Source organism: Paraburkholderia polaris (assembly GCF_012927345.1).
Classification (GTDB): domain Bacteria; phylum Pseudomonadota; class Gammaproteobacteria; order Burkholderiales; family Burkholderiaceae; genus Paraburkholderia; species Paraburkholderia polaris.
This window is the reverse complement of sequence record NZ_JABBGJ010000021.1, coordinates 1-16452: the sequence shown is the minus strand read 5'-3', so window position 1 is coordinate 16452 and position 16452 is coordinate 1. Positions and strand designations below refer to the sequence as shown.

Sequence of the window (16452 nt, the reverse complement as noted above, 5' to 3'; positions counted from 1 at the left end):
ATCGGGTCTACAGCCGTGTTGCGAGGAGGCTGTGCTCAGATATAGACAGCGCGCTGTGGCCGTAGAGACGCCGGAAGCATCGCTCATTGGATTCTCTGCACGGCAGCAGGCTTACGCTGACTCGGCATTGTTGCCCAGCATGGTTCGGCGACATGCTGACGTGCCGCAATGACACGTGTACCGGACACGAATGTCGTCGGTGATCGCACCGTCGACTGACAGACCGTAGTCGATAAAAAGCTCATCGCCGGCTGCGATAGGGACGAGCGCATGAATGAAGACCCGGTCGCCCGTCTCGATGGTCTCGCAGTTAGGGGTGCAGGCGTGGTTCAGAAAGCGGGCGCTGTTGCCACCACGGCTGCCGTCGACCACACGTCCGTCAGACAGGCCGAATACGAACGTGCGGCCAGCGCTTGGAGCGCTGGCGGACGGCGGCGTGCCGCCCGATGGTCAGTTCTCCCTTGTACTCGATGACCCGCTCGCCTGCGGCGATCGGCTGTACCGCGAACAATCCCATGCCATTGGCCGCTGTCGCGGTCGAAAGCGCCGACCCGAGTAATTTTGCTGCTTACCGACGGGGCGTCGCGAGCACTCTTTCGTGCGGCCGCTGCCAGCTGAAGCACGAATTGAATATCTGGGCATGAGTCGGACGGAAATCGTAGTCACACGAGGCGGCTTTTTGGTTTGAAGGCGGACGTAAACGCTAGAATCGCGGTTCGCCAGACCCAGGGTGGGAGTCTGGAACCAATGCAGAACTGGGAAGTAGTGAGGAATATGATATGGAGAAAGGTAGGCTTATTACAATTGCTTTCACCATCGTTGCGGCGTCCTTAGCTGGTTGCGCGAGCGTGGCCGAAAAAAACGCGGACCAGTGCGAACATATGATGCAAAGCAAAGCAGAACCCGCGCTAGTTTCGGTGAGCGAAAAGCAGTCGTCGCCTGACGGCCGCACCGTGCTCGTAACTGGCGTGGTCGAAGACCAGCGCTTAAATACTGTCGTACCGGCAAAAGTGGAGTGCCGGTTCGACGGCAAGTCGCTTGCAACCTTTCATTGGCTAGCTCCCGCCACGTTGGCGGATTCAGATGACACGCATGCCAACGCCCGAAACATCGCGCATTAGACAAAGCGAAGGTGCAACGACTCGTGGCACTGGCACCAATACCAAATAAATCGCTCCCCAGTTTCTGCACGTTCTCCGTCACGCGTAATGGCCGGGTGCCGCGCGTCGACCAAGATGAGGTCTCTCATCGAGACTGTCGCGCCACAGTCCGGCAGCGCGCTGCCGACGAACCGCGCAACCCGCGCGCTCGGCCGGGCAGGGGAGCACACGTTTTGAGATCCCAGCACCGGCGGTGAGTTGGTTCTCATGTCTGGCGCTTTATTCCTGTAGGGAGGCAAATCTCCCTCTTGTACTCATGACCAGCTCGCCCGCGGAGATCGGCTGCAGTGCGAACAGTCCCATGCCATAGACCGGTGAATGGCGTGCCGTGATGCGTCGCAATCGCGTGATGTCGGTTCCTTCGGGTGCGTCAGTCAATGAAGGTAGTTGATTGGTAATCCGAATCATATCGTCATGATCGAGGGCAGGCAACGAATGACCCTTGACGAGAGCACTCATCCACAGACAGTGAGACCTGACATTCACGGCTCACAACGGGTGAACGTCAGGAAAGCGACTGGTAGCCGCGTTACGGGCGTCGTTGCCTGAAAGTCCGCAAAGGCCGACGAGCGGGCCAGTGGCAGTTGCACAGACAACGACTCAAGTTCGGCTTGAGCCGTCATTGGGATGGGCTGGGTTCTACGTCAGCAATGTGGCGGATTGCTGACGATGGCGGCATCGAGCGACCCGACGGCAGCATCCAGCATCTGTGAACTCACACTCCCGACCCCGAGCGGACGATTAATGCCGGACGACAAGCGTCTTCTGTCACTGAGATTGCGGCCCTTCAACACGCCATTGTTGACGTCGCCTCCTAGGCGAACCGGGGTCGACGACGAACTGCCGCACCGGCCCCGTCCCGAACAACCCACGACGCCCCCGAAGCGGACGCACGGTGTGCCCCTTTGCGCAAAGGTGATTTCGATTCCCGGCACTTCTGAGGCCAGCTACCCGCGCCTATAGTCGGATCAGCTTTCTGACGCTAACCCCAGCTTCATGAGGGGACCCGCACGAAGCTTCCCTAACCTGAAGGAGCAGACCATGTTGACCAAGACGTCCCCGGCGCTTCTCGCCGAACCCGCTGTCGCAACCAAGGACGCGCAATACTTCGAGTACACGTCGTCCGCCAATCCTATCGGCGCGAAGCTCATCTCGCGCGTGCCTTTCCGCAATTTCCCGCCTTCCCTTTACGCGGACGGCGCAACCCGAGTCGTGCCGCTCGACCTCTCAGCGGAGTTGGGTTGCCCCGGCCCCGCGACCGGTCCCGGCTTGAGCGCAAGTTTCCTGCGCATCAACGCGGGGGACGCATTGACGCTCGCGCCGAACGCGACCTCGCAGGTTTGCTATGTCATCAGCGGGACCGGCAGCGTGACGCAGGCCGAGACCCGCTTCCCGTTCGCGCAAGGCGATTTCTTCACCCTACCAGGCGGCGAAACCGCTGTGCTGTCTGCCGACGCGGCGGCGACGCTCTATTACGTCAACGACGCGCCGCTGCTCACCTATCTCGGCACGACCGGCGTCCGGGCGCGTTTTGCGCCGACGCTCTATCCGGCCGCCCAGGCGCAGGCGGAATTGCGCAAGGTCTCGGAAGAAGTCAATGCAGGCCGCCGAAACCGCATCAGCGTGTTGATGGGCAACGCCAACTTCCCGCAGACGCGGACGGTCACGCATGTGTTATGGGCCATGTTCGGCATTGTGCCGCCCAACTCAATGCAGAAGCCGCACCGCCATCAGTCGATTGCACTCGACTTCATCGCCGGGGGCATGCCGGGCGTCTATACGCTAGTCGGTACCGAACTGGACGAGAATGGCAATATCGCGAATCCGACACGCGTCGATTGGGAGGCTGGGATGGCGTTTGTTACACCGCCGGGATACTGGCATGCGCATTTCAATGAAACGAATGAGAACGCCTATGTAATTCCGATCCAGGATGCCGGCTTGCAGACCTGGTTGCGCACGCTCGACATCCGCTTCGCCCACTAAGGCAGAAGCTCCTTTGCGAGTCCGTCGTCCCAGTACGGCGGCTCGCCAATCACCTCGGCGTAGAAATCCACGAACGCGCGCACCTTCGACGATACGATTTTCTTCGGCGGGTAGACCGCCCAGACCGCCGGTTCGGCTCGCCCCGTGCGCGCCTCCCATTCAGGCAGCACGTGCTGCAGGCGCCCTTCGCGCAGGGCCGTAGCCGCGAGCCATGTCGGCAGGAGAGCAAGGCCGCAGCCGGCCACAGCGAGTTCCAGCACGGCTTCGGAGTCGTCGGCGCGCAAGCGCCCTTGCAATTCCACCAGCACCTGATCCGGCGACCGCTGTGGCTCCGCGACGCAGGTGAAAGACCATTTGTCGTCCGGCAGCAGGGACAAGCGAAGCACATCGTGCGCGGCCAGATCTTCAGGGACACGAGGCATCCCGCTCCGCTCGAAATACGCCGGGCTGCCGCAAACGATACGACGATGCGGCGCAATGCGTTTGGCCATCAATGACGAATCTGGCAGCACGCCGATACGGATCGCCACGTCAATGCCGGCTTCGATCATGTTGAGCTTTTCGTCGGTCGACACGATATCGAGGTCAATGTCAGGGTAGCGCCTCATAAACGCCGGCAGATGCGGCACGATATGCCGGCGGCCGAACGCCGACGGCATCGTGACGCGCAGCACGCCTTGCGGTGTGCGATTCAGTGACGACGTAGCCTGGCGCGCGTCATCGAGCGCCTGCAGGGCAACCAGGGCGTGTTCACGAAATAGCTTACCGCCCTCCGTCAGGACGAGCCCCCGCGTCGACCGGTTAAACAGGGCAATGCCCAGATCCTTTTCCAGCTCACTCACGTAGCGCGAGATGGTCGAGGTCTTGACTGCCATCTCATGGGCCGTCTTGCTGAAACTCTGCAGTTCCGCTGCGCGAACGAAGGCCCGTACCGCGGCAAAATAATCCATGGCATTTCTGACGCGAATCGAGCGTTGTGCAAGGAGTTCACGAAGTGAGGACCGGAACCCGCGAAACACTATGTCTGCGGGACCTCGGCGCATGCTGCGAACCGGATAATCCGAATTTGCTTTGACGGGTAGTGTACTGGTACGGCGCTGCTAACGTGAAGAGGAGCCGATCGCAAAGTCGAAGCCATAGCGTTGAAATGCGAAAGTCCGCTTCACGGGAACGTTCGGCCGCTGCTTACAGGTCCGCGAGTGTCGCTTTTTGGCCGGCAGTACGCGTTCGCACAAACCGCCGGAAAGCTGCCATTGAGAATTCCAAGATCCTCACGGCGGCACGTTCATCGAACTGGTGCTATCGGCCAACTACGGCCGGTGGTTCATCGTGCTCGGACGACCGCTCGCATAGCAGCTTCGGACCGTGACGATCAGTTCGGAACCCCACTGATGCGTTCTTTGCACCAGCGAGATTGCCCGCAGCCTGTTCCTCGGGGCCGCCTTATTGTGGGGATCGCCCCCCGGTTTTCGCGATCAGCGCAGCACGACTTGAAAAGCCGACCGCCAGCATCTAACGTTCTTCGCAGGCTCCCGAGGAGACGGCCATGGCAAGAATCGAAGCAAAGCTGGTGGAGATGGGACTGACGTTGCCGCAGACGCTACAGATGCCTGCAACCGTAAATATGCCACTACCATTTGCATGGGTGCGCGTGAGCGGCACACGAGCTTTTGTCTCAGGACACGTGCCGCTCAACCTCGATGGGACGATTGCGCAACCGGTCGGTAAGGTCGGAGCCGAAGTTTCTTCAGACGAAGGCTACGCAGCAGCACGCCTTGTGGCGCTTGCACAGTTGGCGAGTCTTCAGAAGGCGCTCGGGGATCTGGATCGCATTACGGCCTGGGTACGCGTCTTTGCAATGATCAACACAGCGCCCGGTTTCGACCAGATGCCACGGATCGCAAATGGCTTCTCGGATTTGATCCTTGAACTGTTCGGGCCGGACATCGGTATGCATGCTCGGTCAGCCGTCGGCGTCGCGCTCCCTCTAAACGTGCCCGTCGAATGCGAAGCGGAAGTTGAGATTGACGGACTGCGCCTGTAATTCAGGATTGCCGCCGAGAGCCGGTCTCATAAGCACGTGTAGGAACCATCGTCTCGGGTCGATCCAAGAACAGACGGTCAGGGACAGCATCTGGGTGACTCAGAAGGGTCGGGAGCACGCGTTCGCTGACATTGAGACCTGACATTGGAAACCACCGGCGCACGAATGACACGAGTGCGACCTGTTGCTGCCGTACGCTCGTCGTCGCCTGAACGTCAGCAATGGCCGAATAGTGCGCATAGCCCGTCCGCCAGGCCTCGGATTCCTCCTGCCGAGGCGGTTGCGATGACGAGCAATACGCACATCCTCCGCAAAAACAAAAAACGCCCTAAAGAATACTGTCCAGTGCTTTCGCGAGCCTGGCCACCGCACCTTCAACGTCATGCAGTTTGTCCAAGCCGAATAATCCAATGCGGAAGGACTTGAAATCTTCAGGCTCGTCGCATTGAAGGGGAACGCCAGGCGCGATCTGCAAGCCGGCATCAGCGAACTTCTTGCCGGATCGTATTCCGTCATCGTCCGTGTAGCTGACGACGACGCCCGGAGCCTCAAAACCTTCGGCCGCCACGCTTTTGAAACCGTTGTCCACGAGGAGTGAGCGAACGCGTTTGCCGAGTTCAAGCTGCTCCGCTCTCACTTTATCGAAGCCATATGCCTTGGTCTCCTTCATGACGTCACGCAACGTCGCGAGACCATCCGTGGGCATCGTTGCGTGGTACGCGAACCCACCGTTCTCGTAGGCTTCCATGATCTGCAGCCATTTGCGAAGATCGCATGCGAAACTGGTGCTAGTTGTTTGGTCGATTCTTTCGCGGGCAAGCGTGCTAAGCATGACCAGCCCACAGCACGGTGACGCGCTCCATCCCTTTTGCGGCGCGCTGATCAGGACGTCAACACCAATCGCTTTCATGTCGACCCAGACCGTGCCGGAGGCAATGCAATCCAGTACAAACATGCCGCCGACGGCATGCACAGCGTCGGCCACCGCGCGCAAATAAGCGTCCGGCAACATGATCCCGGATGCGGTTTCGACATGCGGCGCAAAGACCAGATCCGGCTTGTTTTCCCTGATCGTAGCGACCACGTCTTCGATCGGCGGCGGTGCATAGGCAGCCTGTCTCCCTTGTTCGACCGGGCGCGCCTTCAGCACGATCGATTCAGACGGAATGCCGCCCATGTCGAAAATCTGCGACCAGCGAAAACTGAACCAGCCATTCCGGATGACAAGACACTTCCTGTTCGTTGCGAACTGCCGTGCAACGGCTTCCATGCCGAAAGTCCCGCTGCCCGGGACGACAACGGCCGACTTCGCGTTGTAGACTTTTTTCAGAGAATCGGAAATATCGCGCATGACTCCTTGGAAGAGCTGCGACATATGATTGATTGATCGGTCGGTGTAAACGACGGAATATTCGAGGAGTCCCTCGCGGTCGACATCGGGAAGTAAGCCTGGCACGTTTGTCTCCGGTTATAGACGAATATAATGTTTGAAAACAGATTCTAACGAAAGCCACCTGTGGCTGAGGAAAAAAGCATTTTGGCATTGTTGCAGCTGTACCAGATCACGAATGCTGCTCGATTGGGGCATCGTTTTATTCGTTGGTTTGCGCCCGCACGAAGTTGAGAGACCGCCGAACACAGCAGCGGGTCGGCGGCAAACTAGTCATGTTACGCCGACACGGCGTTGCCCGCCGGCCATCGCGTTGCGCTTCGGAACGTCGGAACCATCGAACGTTGCTTGAGTTGCTTGTGCACACCGCAGAGCAATATCAGCAGGAGTTAAAAAGCGACCGCGAACTGTTTCAGGTGATCGCGCTGGATGCTAAGGGCGTGGCTCAAAGCCGCATCACCGCCAGCCGTGCGTCGCGTCTGCTTGAAGAGTCCGCGCAGATAGCAAATGAAACCCCAGCTCCCGCGAAGACCGCCGAACGCAAACGAGCGACCGCAAAAGTCTCGGCGACTGTGAACACAGACGCGCAGCAACCGATCGCCGTCCAACACTAGACCATCACTAGTGTTCAACACGCCGCGTCAACAAGAGGCGGCGCAATAGCAAAACTGCACCCCGAAAATTGGACACTCGTCGTCCAAGCGGTTGGGGTGCAGTTGATAGCGTGACGCGGGTCGGTGCGTCAGTTCGTCGTTGCCCGCATTGCCCGATATTCGCGTCGCACGATATCCATCAGTTCCTCGACCGACGTGCTGGCCGCCTCCCGCTGATACGTGACACGTCCGCGCTGCATCAGCATCACACGATCCGCGATATCGAGCGTCTGCGCATAGTTGTGCATGATCATGACGATAGACAGACCGCCTTTCTCCTTGAGTCGAAGGATCAGGTCGATGATCAGTCCAGCCTCGCGGGCGCCCATCGCGGCGAGCGGTTCGTCGAGCAGCAATATCTTTGCATTCGAATTGACCGCGCGAGCAACCGCGATAGCCTGTCGCTGTCCGCCGGAAAGCTGCTCGACCGGCAGGTCGACCGATGGCACGTGCACGCCAATTTCTTCAAGACATTCGGCGGCGCGCTCACGCATTGCGCGATTGTTCAACAGGCGAAACGGCCCTCGATACGTGATTTCCCGGTTCAGAAACATGTTGTGGTAGATGCTCAGCGAATTGGCAAGCGCCAGATCCTGGTAGACGCATTCAATGCCGAGTGATCGGGCGTGATCAACGGAGCGAAGCAGCGTTTCTTCGCCACCGACAAAAAGCTTGCCACTTGTCTGCTGATGAAAGCCCGTCAGAATCTTGATCAACGTCGATTTGCCCGCGCCATTGTCGCCAAGGACGCCGAGGATTTCGCCCTGTCTGAGTGCCAGCGACACGCCGTCGAGCGCGGTGACCGCGCCGAAACGTTTGACAATATCTTCGCCGCGCAACGCCTCCACCACCTCGGACATCACAACTCCCCTTTGCGCGCGAGACGAACCACGTGGATGTTGAAAATCATGGCCCCGAGGATCGCCGCGCCGAGAATCATGTTGAAGGTGAAGGCGTTGATGCCGATCAGCGTGAAGCCGTCGTTGAGAATGCCCAGCACCGCCGCGCCGATCAGCCCACCGATGATCGTGCCCGATCCACCGGCGAGGGGTGTGCCGCCAATCACGGCTGCGGCAACGGCAAGAAACATGATCTGGTTGCCGCCCGCTTGCGGGTCAATCGACGTGATACGAAAGCCTTCCAGTATCCCGGTAAGGCCGGCAAGCAGCGCGGCAAGAATGAAGTTGCCGAGCTTCAGACGCCTGACCTGTATACCCGCTTCGCTCGCGCCAAGCGGATTCGCACCCGACGCGATCGTATGCAAACCCCAGCGTGTATGACGGAGCAACACGTGCATGACGGCGGCGATGACAAGCGTCCAGATGATCTCGCTGTAGCCCCATTCCCCCATGAACGCTGCTAAAGCTGAATCCCCCGGTGGTGAAACGGGTGTACCCCGTGAGATCGTCAGCGTGAGCCCGTTCACGAAGAACAACGTACCGAGCGTCGTCACGAAGGATGGGATGCGCAGGTACACCGTCACCGCGCCATTAACCAGCCCGACGAGGCCCGCTGCAATGACGCCCGTGAATATCGCAAGCCATGCCGGCAAGCCAGCCTCGAGGGCAAAATGCATGATGAAAGGCGCAAACGCAAAGACCATCCCGGCGGAGAGATCGATTTCCCCACCGATCATCAGCATGATTTCGCCAAAGGCAATGATCGCCACCGGGGCGATGAACTGCGAAAGATTCTGAAGACTCGCGCTGGTCAGCAGGAAGTCATGGTTGACCGTCTCGAAGTAGATGCTGAGGATGAGTGCAACCGCAAAGATGCGAATCTCGCTGGAACGCCCGAGCGCGCCTGACCAGCGCCTCGGACGTCTGGCAGGTTTTTGAGCGTCCGCCACGGGAGATGTCACCCTTTGATCGCACCTGTGCGTGGCACGATCTGGGCTTTCGTGCTCTTGCCTTCATAGCGTGTCGACGTGCTCAGGTACGGATCGACGGTGCCCTTGGTGACGAACTTCAGGCCCGTGTTGACGTTGGCCGGCCCAACGAGCCCACCGGAGGCGAGAAAGATGTACGCCTCCAGTACCGTATAAAAACCCTGCACGTACGGCTGCTGGTCGATCGTGAAGTCGAGGAAGCCCTCGTGAATCAGATCGACCGTGCGTGGCAACAGATCAAAGCCACCGCCGTGGACGCCTTTAGACGGCAGGTTGGATTCTTTCATCACCTCGGCGACGCCCTGAGTGCTGCCCGCGTCCACCGCAAACATGCCTTTGAGATCCTGGTGGCCGAGAAAGAAAGACTTGATCTTGGACAGTTCTTCGTTGACGGTCGCGCCAGTTGCGATGGTCTGCACGTCGATCTTCTTACCCGATTTCTTGATTGCAGCCGCTGCGCCGTCAAGCCGGGGCTGAATGTTGAGCTGGCCTGGCGTTGCGATAAAGAGTGCGACGAGGCCGCTATCGATCAGGCTCACGATTCGCTCGCCCATCTGGTAGCCGGACAGATAAAGATCCTGGCCGATATAGGCGAGGCGCGGATTCGTCGAGCCCGAGGGAGCATCAGCGTTATAGGCGAACACGGGAATGCCGGCGTCGAGCGCGGCCTGGATCGGCTTGTCGAACGCCTTGGGGTCAACGATCGGAACTGCGATTGCGTCGGCTTTCCCGGCTATCGCCGCGTTGACCGCGTTCACCATTTCGCCGATGTCGGCATTCGCCGAGCCGGTCCACTGATAGTCCATTCCCAGCAAACCGGTTGCGTCCTGAATGCCGTATTGCGTCGGGACGAAGAACGGATTTGTTGTGACATGGTTGACGAATACGATCTTCCATCGCTTGTGCGCCGGGAACGAACCGGCTTCTGCCGCCTGGGCCGGCGTGATCATTCCGCCCAATAGGGCGAGTGCGGCAGACAGGCCAGCGCCCTGCAGCAATCCCCGACGCATACCCTGCACTTCGTCCTTGTCTTCCTTCGCTTGCGCCATCTCGATCTCCCGTCTCTCAGTTGTTAAACACTTCACTGTGCATGACGGCGCAGGCAGGAAAAGCCCCAGCAAGAAAAGCACCGGAACCGGGCATCACTCCTTTCATGAAACCCGCGTGCACGCGCGTACGCATGACTAACCCTCAGAAAATCCTATATCACGCCCTTTTACCTATTAATCGATGTATACCCTTAACTAGTCGGACTAATTAATTTTGCGGTGCAGCGCAGCGTTCCGCCCTCGTATCCAACAGTGCAGCGCAACACGATGACAGGACAGGCCTGATTCGTTGGCAGCGGATCATACGTTGTCGAAATGATCTGAACGATCTGTCACTTTAATAGTATTACTATTTAGTTGGCGTTTGACAGGACGCGGAGTGCCGCGCCACTCACATTGAGCGGAGCAGTTTTGCCGCCCCGTTCGGATCAGGGTTGTGTCTGAAATTGGCTCACGGCTTCCAGAACGCTCTCGGCGTCCGCGCGCGCATTGTCGAGTTGGACCAGACTTGCATGCCGCGCGCCGAGCGAGTCACGGCTCTGGATCGCAGTGAGAATTGCCTTGTGACGCGGCAACGAAAGCGCATGTGTGTCGGGATGACGACTCGTCAGCTTGATCGATTCCGACAGGGCGAGCGACAGCATGTTGCCCATATAGGCCAGCAGGTCGTTGTGTGTGGCCGCCATGATTGCGCGGTGAAACTCGAGATCGGGATCCAGTAGCGCACTTGGGGTTTCCGCGCGCTCCATCTGGTCGTAAGCCGATTCAATGCGGGCAAGATCGTCGCTTGTCGCTGCGGTGGCAGCGAGCGCAGCCGCCGCGGGTTCTATAATGCGGCGGACGGTCAGAAGCGAACTGAAGAACTCGCTTTCCGGAACGCTGTTGATTGTCCAGTACAGGACGTCGGGGTCAAGCATATGCCACTCCGCGCGAGGCTTCACGACACTGCCGACACGCGGTTTCGATACAACCAGCCCCTTTGCCACGAGCACGCGGGTGGCCTCGCGCAGTACGGGGCGGCTAACGCCGTAACGCTCGCACAGAACGGCCTCAGCGGGCAACCGCTGACCCGGCTGTACCTTGCCGCTCACGATGTCCATGCCGAGTTCCCGCACGATGCGGCCATGCTGGCTCTTGCGCTGTTGCAGATGACGGTAGTCCATGGTCAGCGATCGAGGTCGTGCCTGGCTCAGTCCTGTGCCGACCGGTGCAGTGTTCTGAACGGCACTTTCCTTGTCGTCGACACGGATACAGGTCTGTTTCGTGGAGGTCCGTTGCCGATTCAAGCATAGCACGCGACATCTGGCGTGGCCCGAGCGCCGATGCCGGCGAATGACGAGGTGCTTGTCCGCAATCGCTACTTCGTGAGCCCGTCCCCTGTCAGGGCAACACCGCGGTGCGACCCTGACGTTTAGTCAGCGCGGCTCCAGCGACCAGAATCCGGGCACACAATGACAGGTTCGCCGTTCAGCCGGACTTGCTCTGCATCCAGTTGCAGCGAGGTCGAAGGGTCGGTGTCGAAGGCAACCTTAAGTGCGTGTCCAACATGGGCATCTTCGATGGGAAGCTCCCAGGTCAGGAATATCTGAATGCAATCCTGGTCGTGCGCGAAGTCAGCCACATCAAAACCGCTGCTGCTGCGCCGAATGACGCCGTGAGGCTGGCCAGTATCGAATATCACGGCCGTTCCCCGGGTCAGAGGAATGCGATGGCCCGTAGAGGGAAAATGCAAGTCCAGACCCTTGTCCTCGCTCAGGAAGAGATTGCAGAAGGCCGCACTGCCATATTGCTCAGCGTCATGGTGGTACCTCGCGCCGCGGCAGGCCATGAGGGCGACGTCACTGGAGGCAAGCACTGCGGGCAGTCCAAGTGCGCCCGTCCAATCGGATATTGCCTGCACGCAGCGCGTGTAGTCCGGCCAACGCGCCCGCGCTCGCGCCAATGGCATTGCCTCGACGTCCCCGGGCTCCAGGACCATGCGCGACGATATCTCCCTTTCCCAATCTGCAAGCAGACGTGCCGGGGGCACAGGCACGTCGACCGTGCCTGATAGCACGATGTCGCTCACGCGTCGGCTGCGGATGGCGTCGCCGCTCCAGAAATAGGAGGTCAGCATGTCTGGCACGAGGCGCCCGTCCGTCCTTACAGATAGCTGCAGATGTAGTCGAGCGTTTCGATCACGTCGATATCGAAGCGACTCTTGCCCGGCACCGAGAACGACTCGCCCGCGCCATACGTCTTCCACTCGTCACTGCCTTCGAGACGGATGCGGCATTGCCCGGCCTGCACTTCCATGAGTTCCGGCGCGTCGGTGCCGAAGTTGAGCGCGCCGGGCAGGATCACGCCGAGCGTCTTGCGCGTGCCGTCGGCGAAGAGAACGGTGTGCGAGACACATTTGCCGTCAAAGTAGACGTTGGCTCGTTTGATAATGGAAACCTGATCGAATTGCGTTGCGGCCGTCATGGCGGTCTTCCTCTGGGTCATTGTGAATGGATACGTTGGCGCCGCGGAGCAGCAGCGGGCGGTGACCGCCTGCGCGGGCTTTCGGCCGGGCGCCAGCCCGCCATCATACAGGCGGTCGTTGGCGCTTTCAGCTACGAGCCATCGCCTTTCCGACATGTTCGGTGAACGCCTTGACCTTGGCCGAATGCCGGCGCTCCAGTGGGCTCACCAGATGGATCGGGATAGGGATCGCTTCTTAGTCCGGGAACGTCCGCTGCACTTCGCCACTGGCCGTTGCACTGGGCGCGAGCCCGAGCGGGCAGGCGGTGCGGCATCAAACCTCGGTCGGTCTGCTTGAGCTCGAGTGCTCCTTCGACCGCGCGCCGGACGCTAACGCAATCGACCAAAAAGCGGAGATGCCAGGCTGGCGGCAGCGAGTTCGTTTGCAGCCGCCACTAGCGCAGGGCCGAGTGCCGCCATGCGCTTCTCCGTCAGTCTGACGGCTGGCCCTGCAATGCTGATAACCCCTATCGCTGGGTAACCCCGTCGTTGGACCGGAGCGGCCATCGCCGTCATCCCCGGCGCGAACACCTCATAAATCGTCGCGTAGCCACGGGCGCGGGCGGCATCGACGAACCCCAGCAGCGCCTTCACGGTGGTCGGTGCGTTGGGTCCGTACTGCTTCGGCTGCCCGAACCCCTGGCGTGTCACCAATTCGAGCGCCCGCTCATCGGTCATGGTCATCATCCATGCGTGGCCGGTTGCACTGCACGACAGAATGGTATCCATGCCCATGTCCGGGTCGTACCGCAGACCCTTCAGCGCGCCCTGCGACTTGGCAACCCACGTCAGCCGGTCTCCGTCGACGATCGCGAGCCGTACGAGTTCGCCGGATGTTTCCGCCAGACGGTCGAGCATGGTTTGCGCAATGTCGATGATGCCGGACGTCGCGAGATAGCTGAGACCCAGCCCGACCAGCTTCGTGGTTAGGACGTAGTCGCCCTGCTCGCGTAACTGACGCACATAGCCGCATTGCTTGAGATCGGCGAGCAGGCGATGGCAGGCGCTACGCGGGATCTCAAGCTGATCCGAGATTAACGCGAGCGGCGTTCCTTCCATCTGCGTCGCCAGAAATTCGAGCACCGCCAGTGTTCTTTCCGTTACGCCTGGCATGGAACCTCCCGTCAACTCAGTAGAGCACGCATGATTGCATAATGCGGGATGGAATTCCAGCCTGGAACAGCGTCCCATTAGCGCTGTTAATCTGTGCAGCATGCCGTCTCGTCAAATGCTTCATCGCACGCACCGCATGAGACGCATAACAAAAGACGGGCCACGCGCGGTCGACATAACAAGGTTCGCCGGGACGTGACGCCGACACAGGTTTGGAACAGGAGACAACATGGATCAGCAATCGCACCTACCCGCGCAGCAGGCGATGCGCACGCGCGCAGTGACCGCGGCAGCCGTTGGGACCGCACTCGAATGGTTTGATTTCACCTTATACGGCGCACTGGCCGCCACCGTGCTGCCCAAGCTGTTTTTCCCGTCGATGGATTCGACCTCCGCGTTGCTGGCATCGCTTGCCACGTTCGGTGTCGGCCTCGCGGCGCGACCGCTTGGCGCCATCACTTGCGGCTACCTTGGCGACAAGCTGGGACGGCGCAATCTGATGCTCGGTACCGTTACCGTGATGGGCATCTGCTCGATGCTGATGGGCGTTCTGCCGACCTATGCGAGCATCGGTGTATGGGCGCCGCTATTGTTAGTCATGCTGCGCATCCTGCAGGGTTTCGCGCTGGGCGGTGAATCGACGGGGGCGCAGTTGATGGCGATCGAACACGCGAGTCCCGATCGTCGCGGCAAATACTCCGGCCTCCTCGGATTGTGTTCGCCGCTCAGCCAGATCATGGCCAATGGCGTATTGCTAGCACTTTCATCGGCGATGTCGGCGCAGGCGTTCGACGCGTATGGCTGGCGCATTCCGTTCGTCCTGAGCTTCATTCTCGTGATCGTCGGTATCTACATCCGGCTGCGAGTCAGTGAGACGCCCGCATTCGTCGCACTCCGTAAAACCGAAGTAGCCCAGGTGGGCAGTCCGCTGCGCGATGCACTGCGCCTTCACTGGCGAACAGTGCTGCGATGGATGTTGTTCTTCTGCGGCCCTGCGGCGATCTTCTATTTGATCGTTGTGTTCTCGTTGAGCTATGTCACGAAAACGCTGGGCGTGCCGAAGCAGACAGGCTTCCTGCTGTTGATGGGCGCGAACGTGTGCGCCATCGTCGGCGCGCTAGCCGGCGGCATGCTGAGTGACCGTATCGGTCGCAAGAAAGCGCTCGCGATCGGCTCGATCGCGACCTTGCTCATGCTGTTCGTGTACTTTCAGATTCTTGATACGAAGAGTTTCGTGCCGATGCTGGCAGCAATGGGCTTCTTCCTCGGCTTCACCCAATTTCAGAGCGGCATCCAGCCGGTTGCATTCGCCGAAGCATTCCCCACTAACGTGCGCTACTCGGGTTCGGCGCTTGCCTATACCGGCGCCAATCTGGTCGCGGGCGGTCCGATGCCGGTCCTTGCCGTGTGGCTCTTCGCCCTTTGCAATGGCTCGCCGTGGGGCGTCGTCACAGTGTGCGTCGTGTTCAACGTCATTTCTCTCATCGCGATCCTCACCGCCCCCGAAACGCTGGGTATCGACATGAACCGGGTCGACTCAGCCGAAGAAGTCATTGGCTCGTCAGGGCACGCGCCCACTCAATCCCATTCTCACTGAAACGCAGGCAATACAGATGAAACCACTTGTTTATGTCCTGAACGGTTCGAACCTCAACATGCTCGGCAAACGCGAACCGCACCTGTACGGTACGACGACCCTTGCTCAGGTGAAAGAGCGTACTGAAGCCCTCGCGGCCGAGCTCGACCTCGAATGCGATTTCCGCCAAACGAACCACGAAGGCGTGATGGTCGACTGGTTGCAGGAAGCCTTCGAGAAGGATGCGGCCGTCGTCATCAATCCAGCGGGGTTTTCGTTTGCGTCGATACCCGTGCTGGATGCAGTCAAGCTGATTCGCCAACCGGTGATCGAGGTGCACATCACCAACATCCATCAGCGGGGTGAACAGTATCGACATTCACTAATATCATTGGCGGCACGCGGCGTGATATGCGGCCTTGGTGTTGATGGATATCTGCTCGCCGTGCGGGCGGTCGCAGGAGCCATCCAGCGCGTACAAGTGTGACGCGGAGCTAAAAGAGGGTTCGCAAACGTTGTCGCGGCCGGCGATAACTTCGGCGGCTTCTATCGTTCTCGCGGGATGACGCAGGACGGAATAGCGTACTTTGAACTCAGCGGTATCAAGCACGAGAACAAGGTAATGGTCGCAAAGGATTGACGCGCGTCCTGCGTCGCTCACCGTCTTCTCGGCGCCCTATCGAGAGGCTGAAAAAATATTTTTCAAATTGGCTTGACCGGGCGGGAATCGCTCTGCATAATTCGCCTCCCGTTAGATGACGGACGCGAAGAAAGCAGAGCTTCTGAGCGAGTGATCTTTAAAAATTAACAGCCGATAAGTGTGGGCGCTTGATGCGCGACGCGCAGTGGACTCTTCGGGGTCTGCTGGAAGCGAAAGTATCAAGTCTCACACTAGTATTAAAGGAAGGTTTTCCTGCTGGGGTGGAAACACGCTGGCAGGATGATCATTCGTCAGTACGTTGAGTGAGCGACCGGTTCGTAACAGAACCGAAAAACAGTAACAGGTTTGAACTGAAGAGTTTGATCCTGGCTCAGATTGAACGCTGGCGGCATGCCTTACACATGCAAGTCGAACGGCAGCACGGGGGCAA

At 59.5% G+C, this 16452-nt stretch carries 15 protein-coding genes, 1 rRNA gene and 1 pseudogene; 7 read left to right on the top strand and 10 right to left on the bottom strand.

The genetic code is table 11. The annotated features are described in order from the left end of the window. Positions 1-111: 111 nt before the first annotated feature. Positions 112-517: pseudogene (locus HHL24_RS20015) on the bottom strand (SET domain-containing protein). A 262-nt stretch (positions 518-779) separates the two neighbouring features. Between HHL24_RS20015 and HHL24_RS20010 the strand changes: the two are divergent. Continuing rightward, the gene (locus tag HHL24_RS20010) at positions 780-1121 is read left to right on the top strand and encodes a hypothetical protein (protein ID WP_169487162.1); all 342 of its coding nucleotides are present in this window, start codon (positions 780-782) and stop codon (positions 1119-1121) included. 1080 nt (positions 1122-2201) lie between these two features. Next, positions 2202-3146 carry a cupin domain-containing protein gene (locus HHL24_RS20005; protein WP_169487161.1) on the top strand — a complete coding sequence of 315 codons (945 nt, stop codon included), beginning with the start codon at positions 2202-2204 and terminating at the stop codon, positions 3144-3146. Here the strand turns inward: HHL24_RS20005 and HHL24_RS20000 are convergent. After that, positions 3143-4096: a LysR family transcriptional regulator gene (locus HHL24_RS20000; RefSeq protein WP_169487160.1), complete on the bottom strand. Its 954-nt coding sequence runs from the start codon at positions 4094-4096 to the stop codon at positions 3143-3145. The genes HHL24_RS20005 and HHL24_RS20000 overlap by 4 nt on opposite strands. 596 nt (positions 4097-4692) lie before the next feature. Between HHL24_RS20000 and HHL24_RS19995 the strand changes: the two genes are divergently transcribed. Then, on the top strand, positions 4693-5190 hold the full coding sequence (locus HHL24_RS19995; protein WP_169487159.1) for a RidA family protein: 498 nt from the start codon (positions 4693-4695) through the stop codon (positions 5188-5190). Between the two features lie 328 nt (positions 5191-5518). Here the strand turns inward: HHL24_RS19995 and HHL24_RS19990 are convergent, their stop codons facing one another. Continuing rightward, on the bottom strand, positions 5519-6646 hold the full coding sequence (locus HHL24_RS19990; RefSeq protein ID WP_169487158.1) for an aminotransferase class V-fold PLP-dependent enzyme: 1128 nt from the start codon (positions 6644-6646) through the stop codon (positions 5519-5521). Positions 6647-6924: 278 nt separating this feature from the next. On the opposite strand from HHL24_RS19990, the gene HHL24_RS19985 reads away from it, so the two are divergent. Then, complete coding sequence (locus HHL24_RS19985) at positions 6925-7194, top strand: hypothetical protein (protein WP_169487149.1); 270 nt, start codon at positions 6925-6927, stop codon at positions 7192-7194. A gap of 128 nt (positions 7195-7322) precedes the next feature. On the opposite strand, the gene HHL24_RS19980 is transcribed toward HHL24_RS19985, so the two are convergent. The 7 genes from HHL24_RS19980 to HHL24_RS19950 all read right to left on the bottom strand — a co-directional run bounded on the left by HHL24_RS19980 (position 7323) and on the right by HHL24_RS19950 (position 13785). Further along, positions 7323-8093 (bottom strand): ATP-binding cassette domain-containing protein, encoded by a 771-nt coding sequence (locus tag HHL24_RS19980; protein ID WP_169487157.1) that lies wholly within the window; start codon positions 8091-8093, stop codon positions 7323-7325. After that, positions 8093-9094 carry an ABC transporter permease gene (locus HHL24_RS19975; RefSeq protein WP_169487156.1) on the bottom strand — a complete coding sequence of 334 codons (1002 nt, stop codon included), beginning with the start codon at positions 9092-9094 and terminating at the stop codon, positions 8093-8095. The genes HHL24_RS19980 and HHL24_RS19975 overlap by 1 nt, the downstream gene beginning before the upstream one ends. Continuing rightward, complete coding sequence (locus HHL24_RS19970; RefSeq protein WP_169487155.1) at positions 9091-10170, bottom strand: sugar ABC transporter substrate-binding protein; 1080 nt, start codon at positions 10168-10170, stop codon at positions 9091-9093. Before HHL24_RS19970 ends, HHL24_RS19975 begins: the two co-directional genes overlap by 4 nt. A 428-nt stretch (positions 10171-10598) precedes the next feature. Continuing rightward, a complete protein-coding gene (locus HHL24_RS19965) occupies positions 10599-11333 on the bottom strand; it encodes a FadR/GntR family transcriptional regulator (RefSeq protein ID WP_169487154.1) in 735 nt (244 codons plus the stop codon). Between the two features lie 248 nt (positions 11334-11581). Beyond that, positions 11582-12286 (bottom strand): hypothetical protein, encoded by a 705-nt coding sequence (locus tag HHL24_RS19960; protein ID WP_169487153.1) that lies wholly within the window; start codon positions 12284-12286, stop codon positions 11582-11584. 26 nt (positions 12287-12312) lie between these two features. Beyond that, entirely contained in the window at positions 12313-12633 is a 321-nt protein-coding gene (gene ppnP / locus HHL24_RS19955; RefSeq protein WP_169487152.1) for a pyrimidine/purine nucleoside phosphorylase, read from the bottom strand. A gap of 369 nt (positions 12634-13002) precedes the next feature. After that, positions 13003-13785 carry an IclR family transcriptional regulator gene (locus HHL24_RS19950; RefSeq protein WP_169487151.1) on the bottom strand — a complete coding sequence of 261 codons (783 nt, stop codon included), beginning with the start codon at positions 13783-13785 and terminating at the stop codon, positions 13003-13005. A 229-nt stretch (positions 13786-14014) separates the two neighbouring features. Between HHL24_RS19950 and HHL24_RS19945 the strand changes: the two genes are divergently transcribed. The 3 genes from HHL24_RS19945 to HHL24_RS19935 all read left to right on the top strand — a co-directional run. Next, a complete protein-coding gene (locus HHL24_RS19945) occupies positions 14015-15382 on the top strand; it encodes an MFS transporter (protein ID WP_169487150.1) in 1368 nt (455 codons plus the stop codon). Between the two features lie 16 nt (positions 15383-15398). Further along, positions 15399-15848 (top strand): type II 3-dehydroquinate dehydratase, encoded by a 450-nt coding sequence (locus HHL24_RS19940; RefSeq protein ID WP_169487262.1) that lies wholly within the window; start codon positions 15399-15401, stop codon positions 15846-15848. 521 nt (positions 15849-16369) lie between these two features. Next, a 16S ribosomal RNA gene (locus tag HHL24_RS19935) occupies positions 16370-16452 on the top strand; the annotation flags it as partial.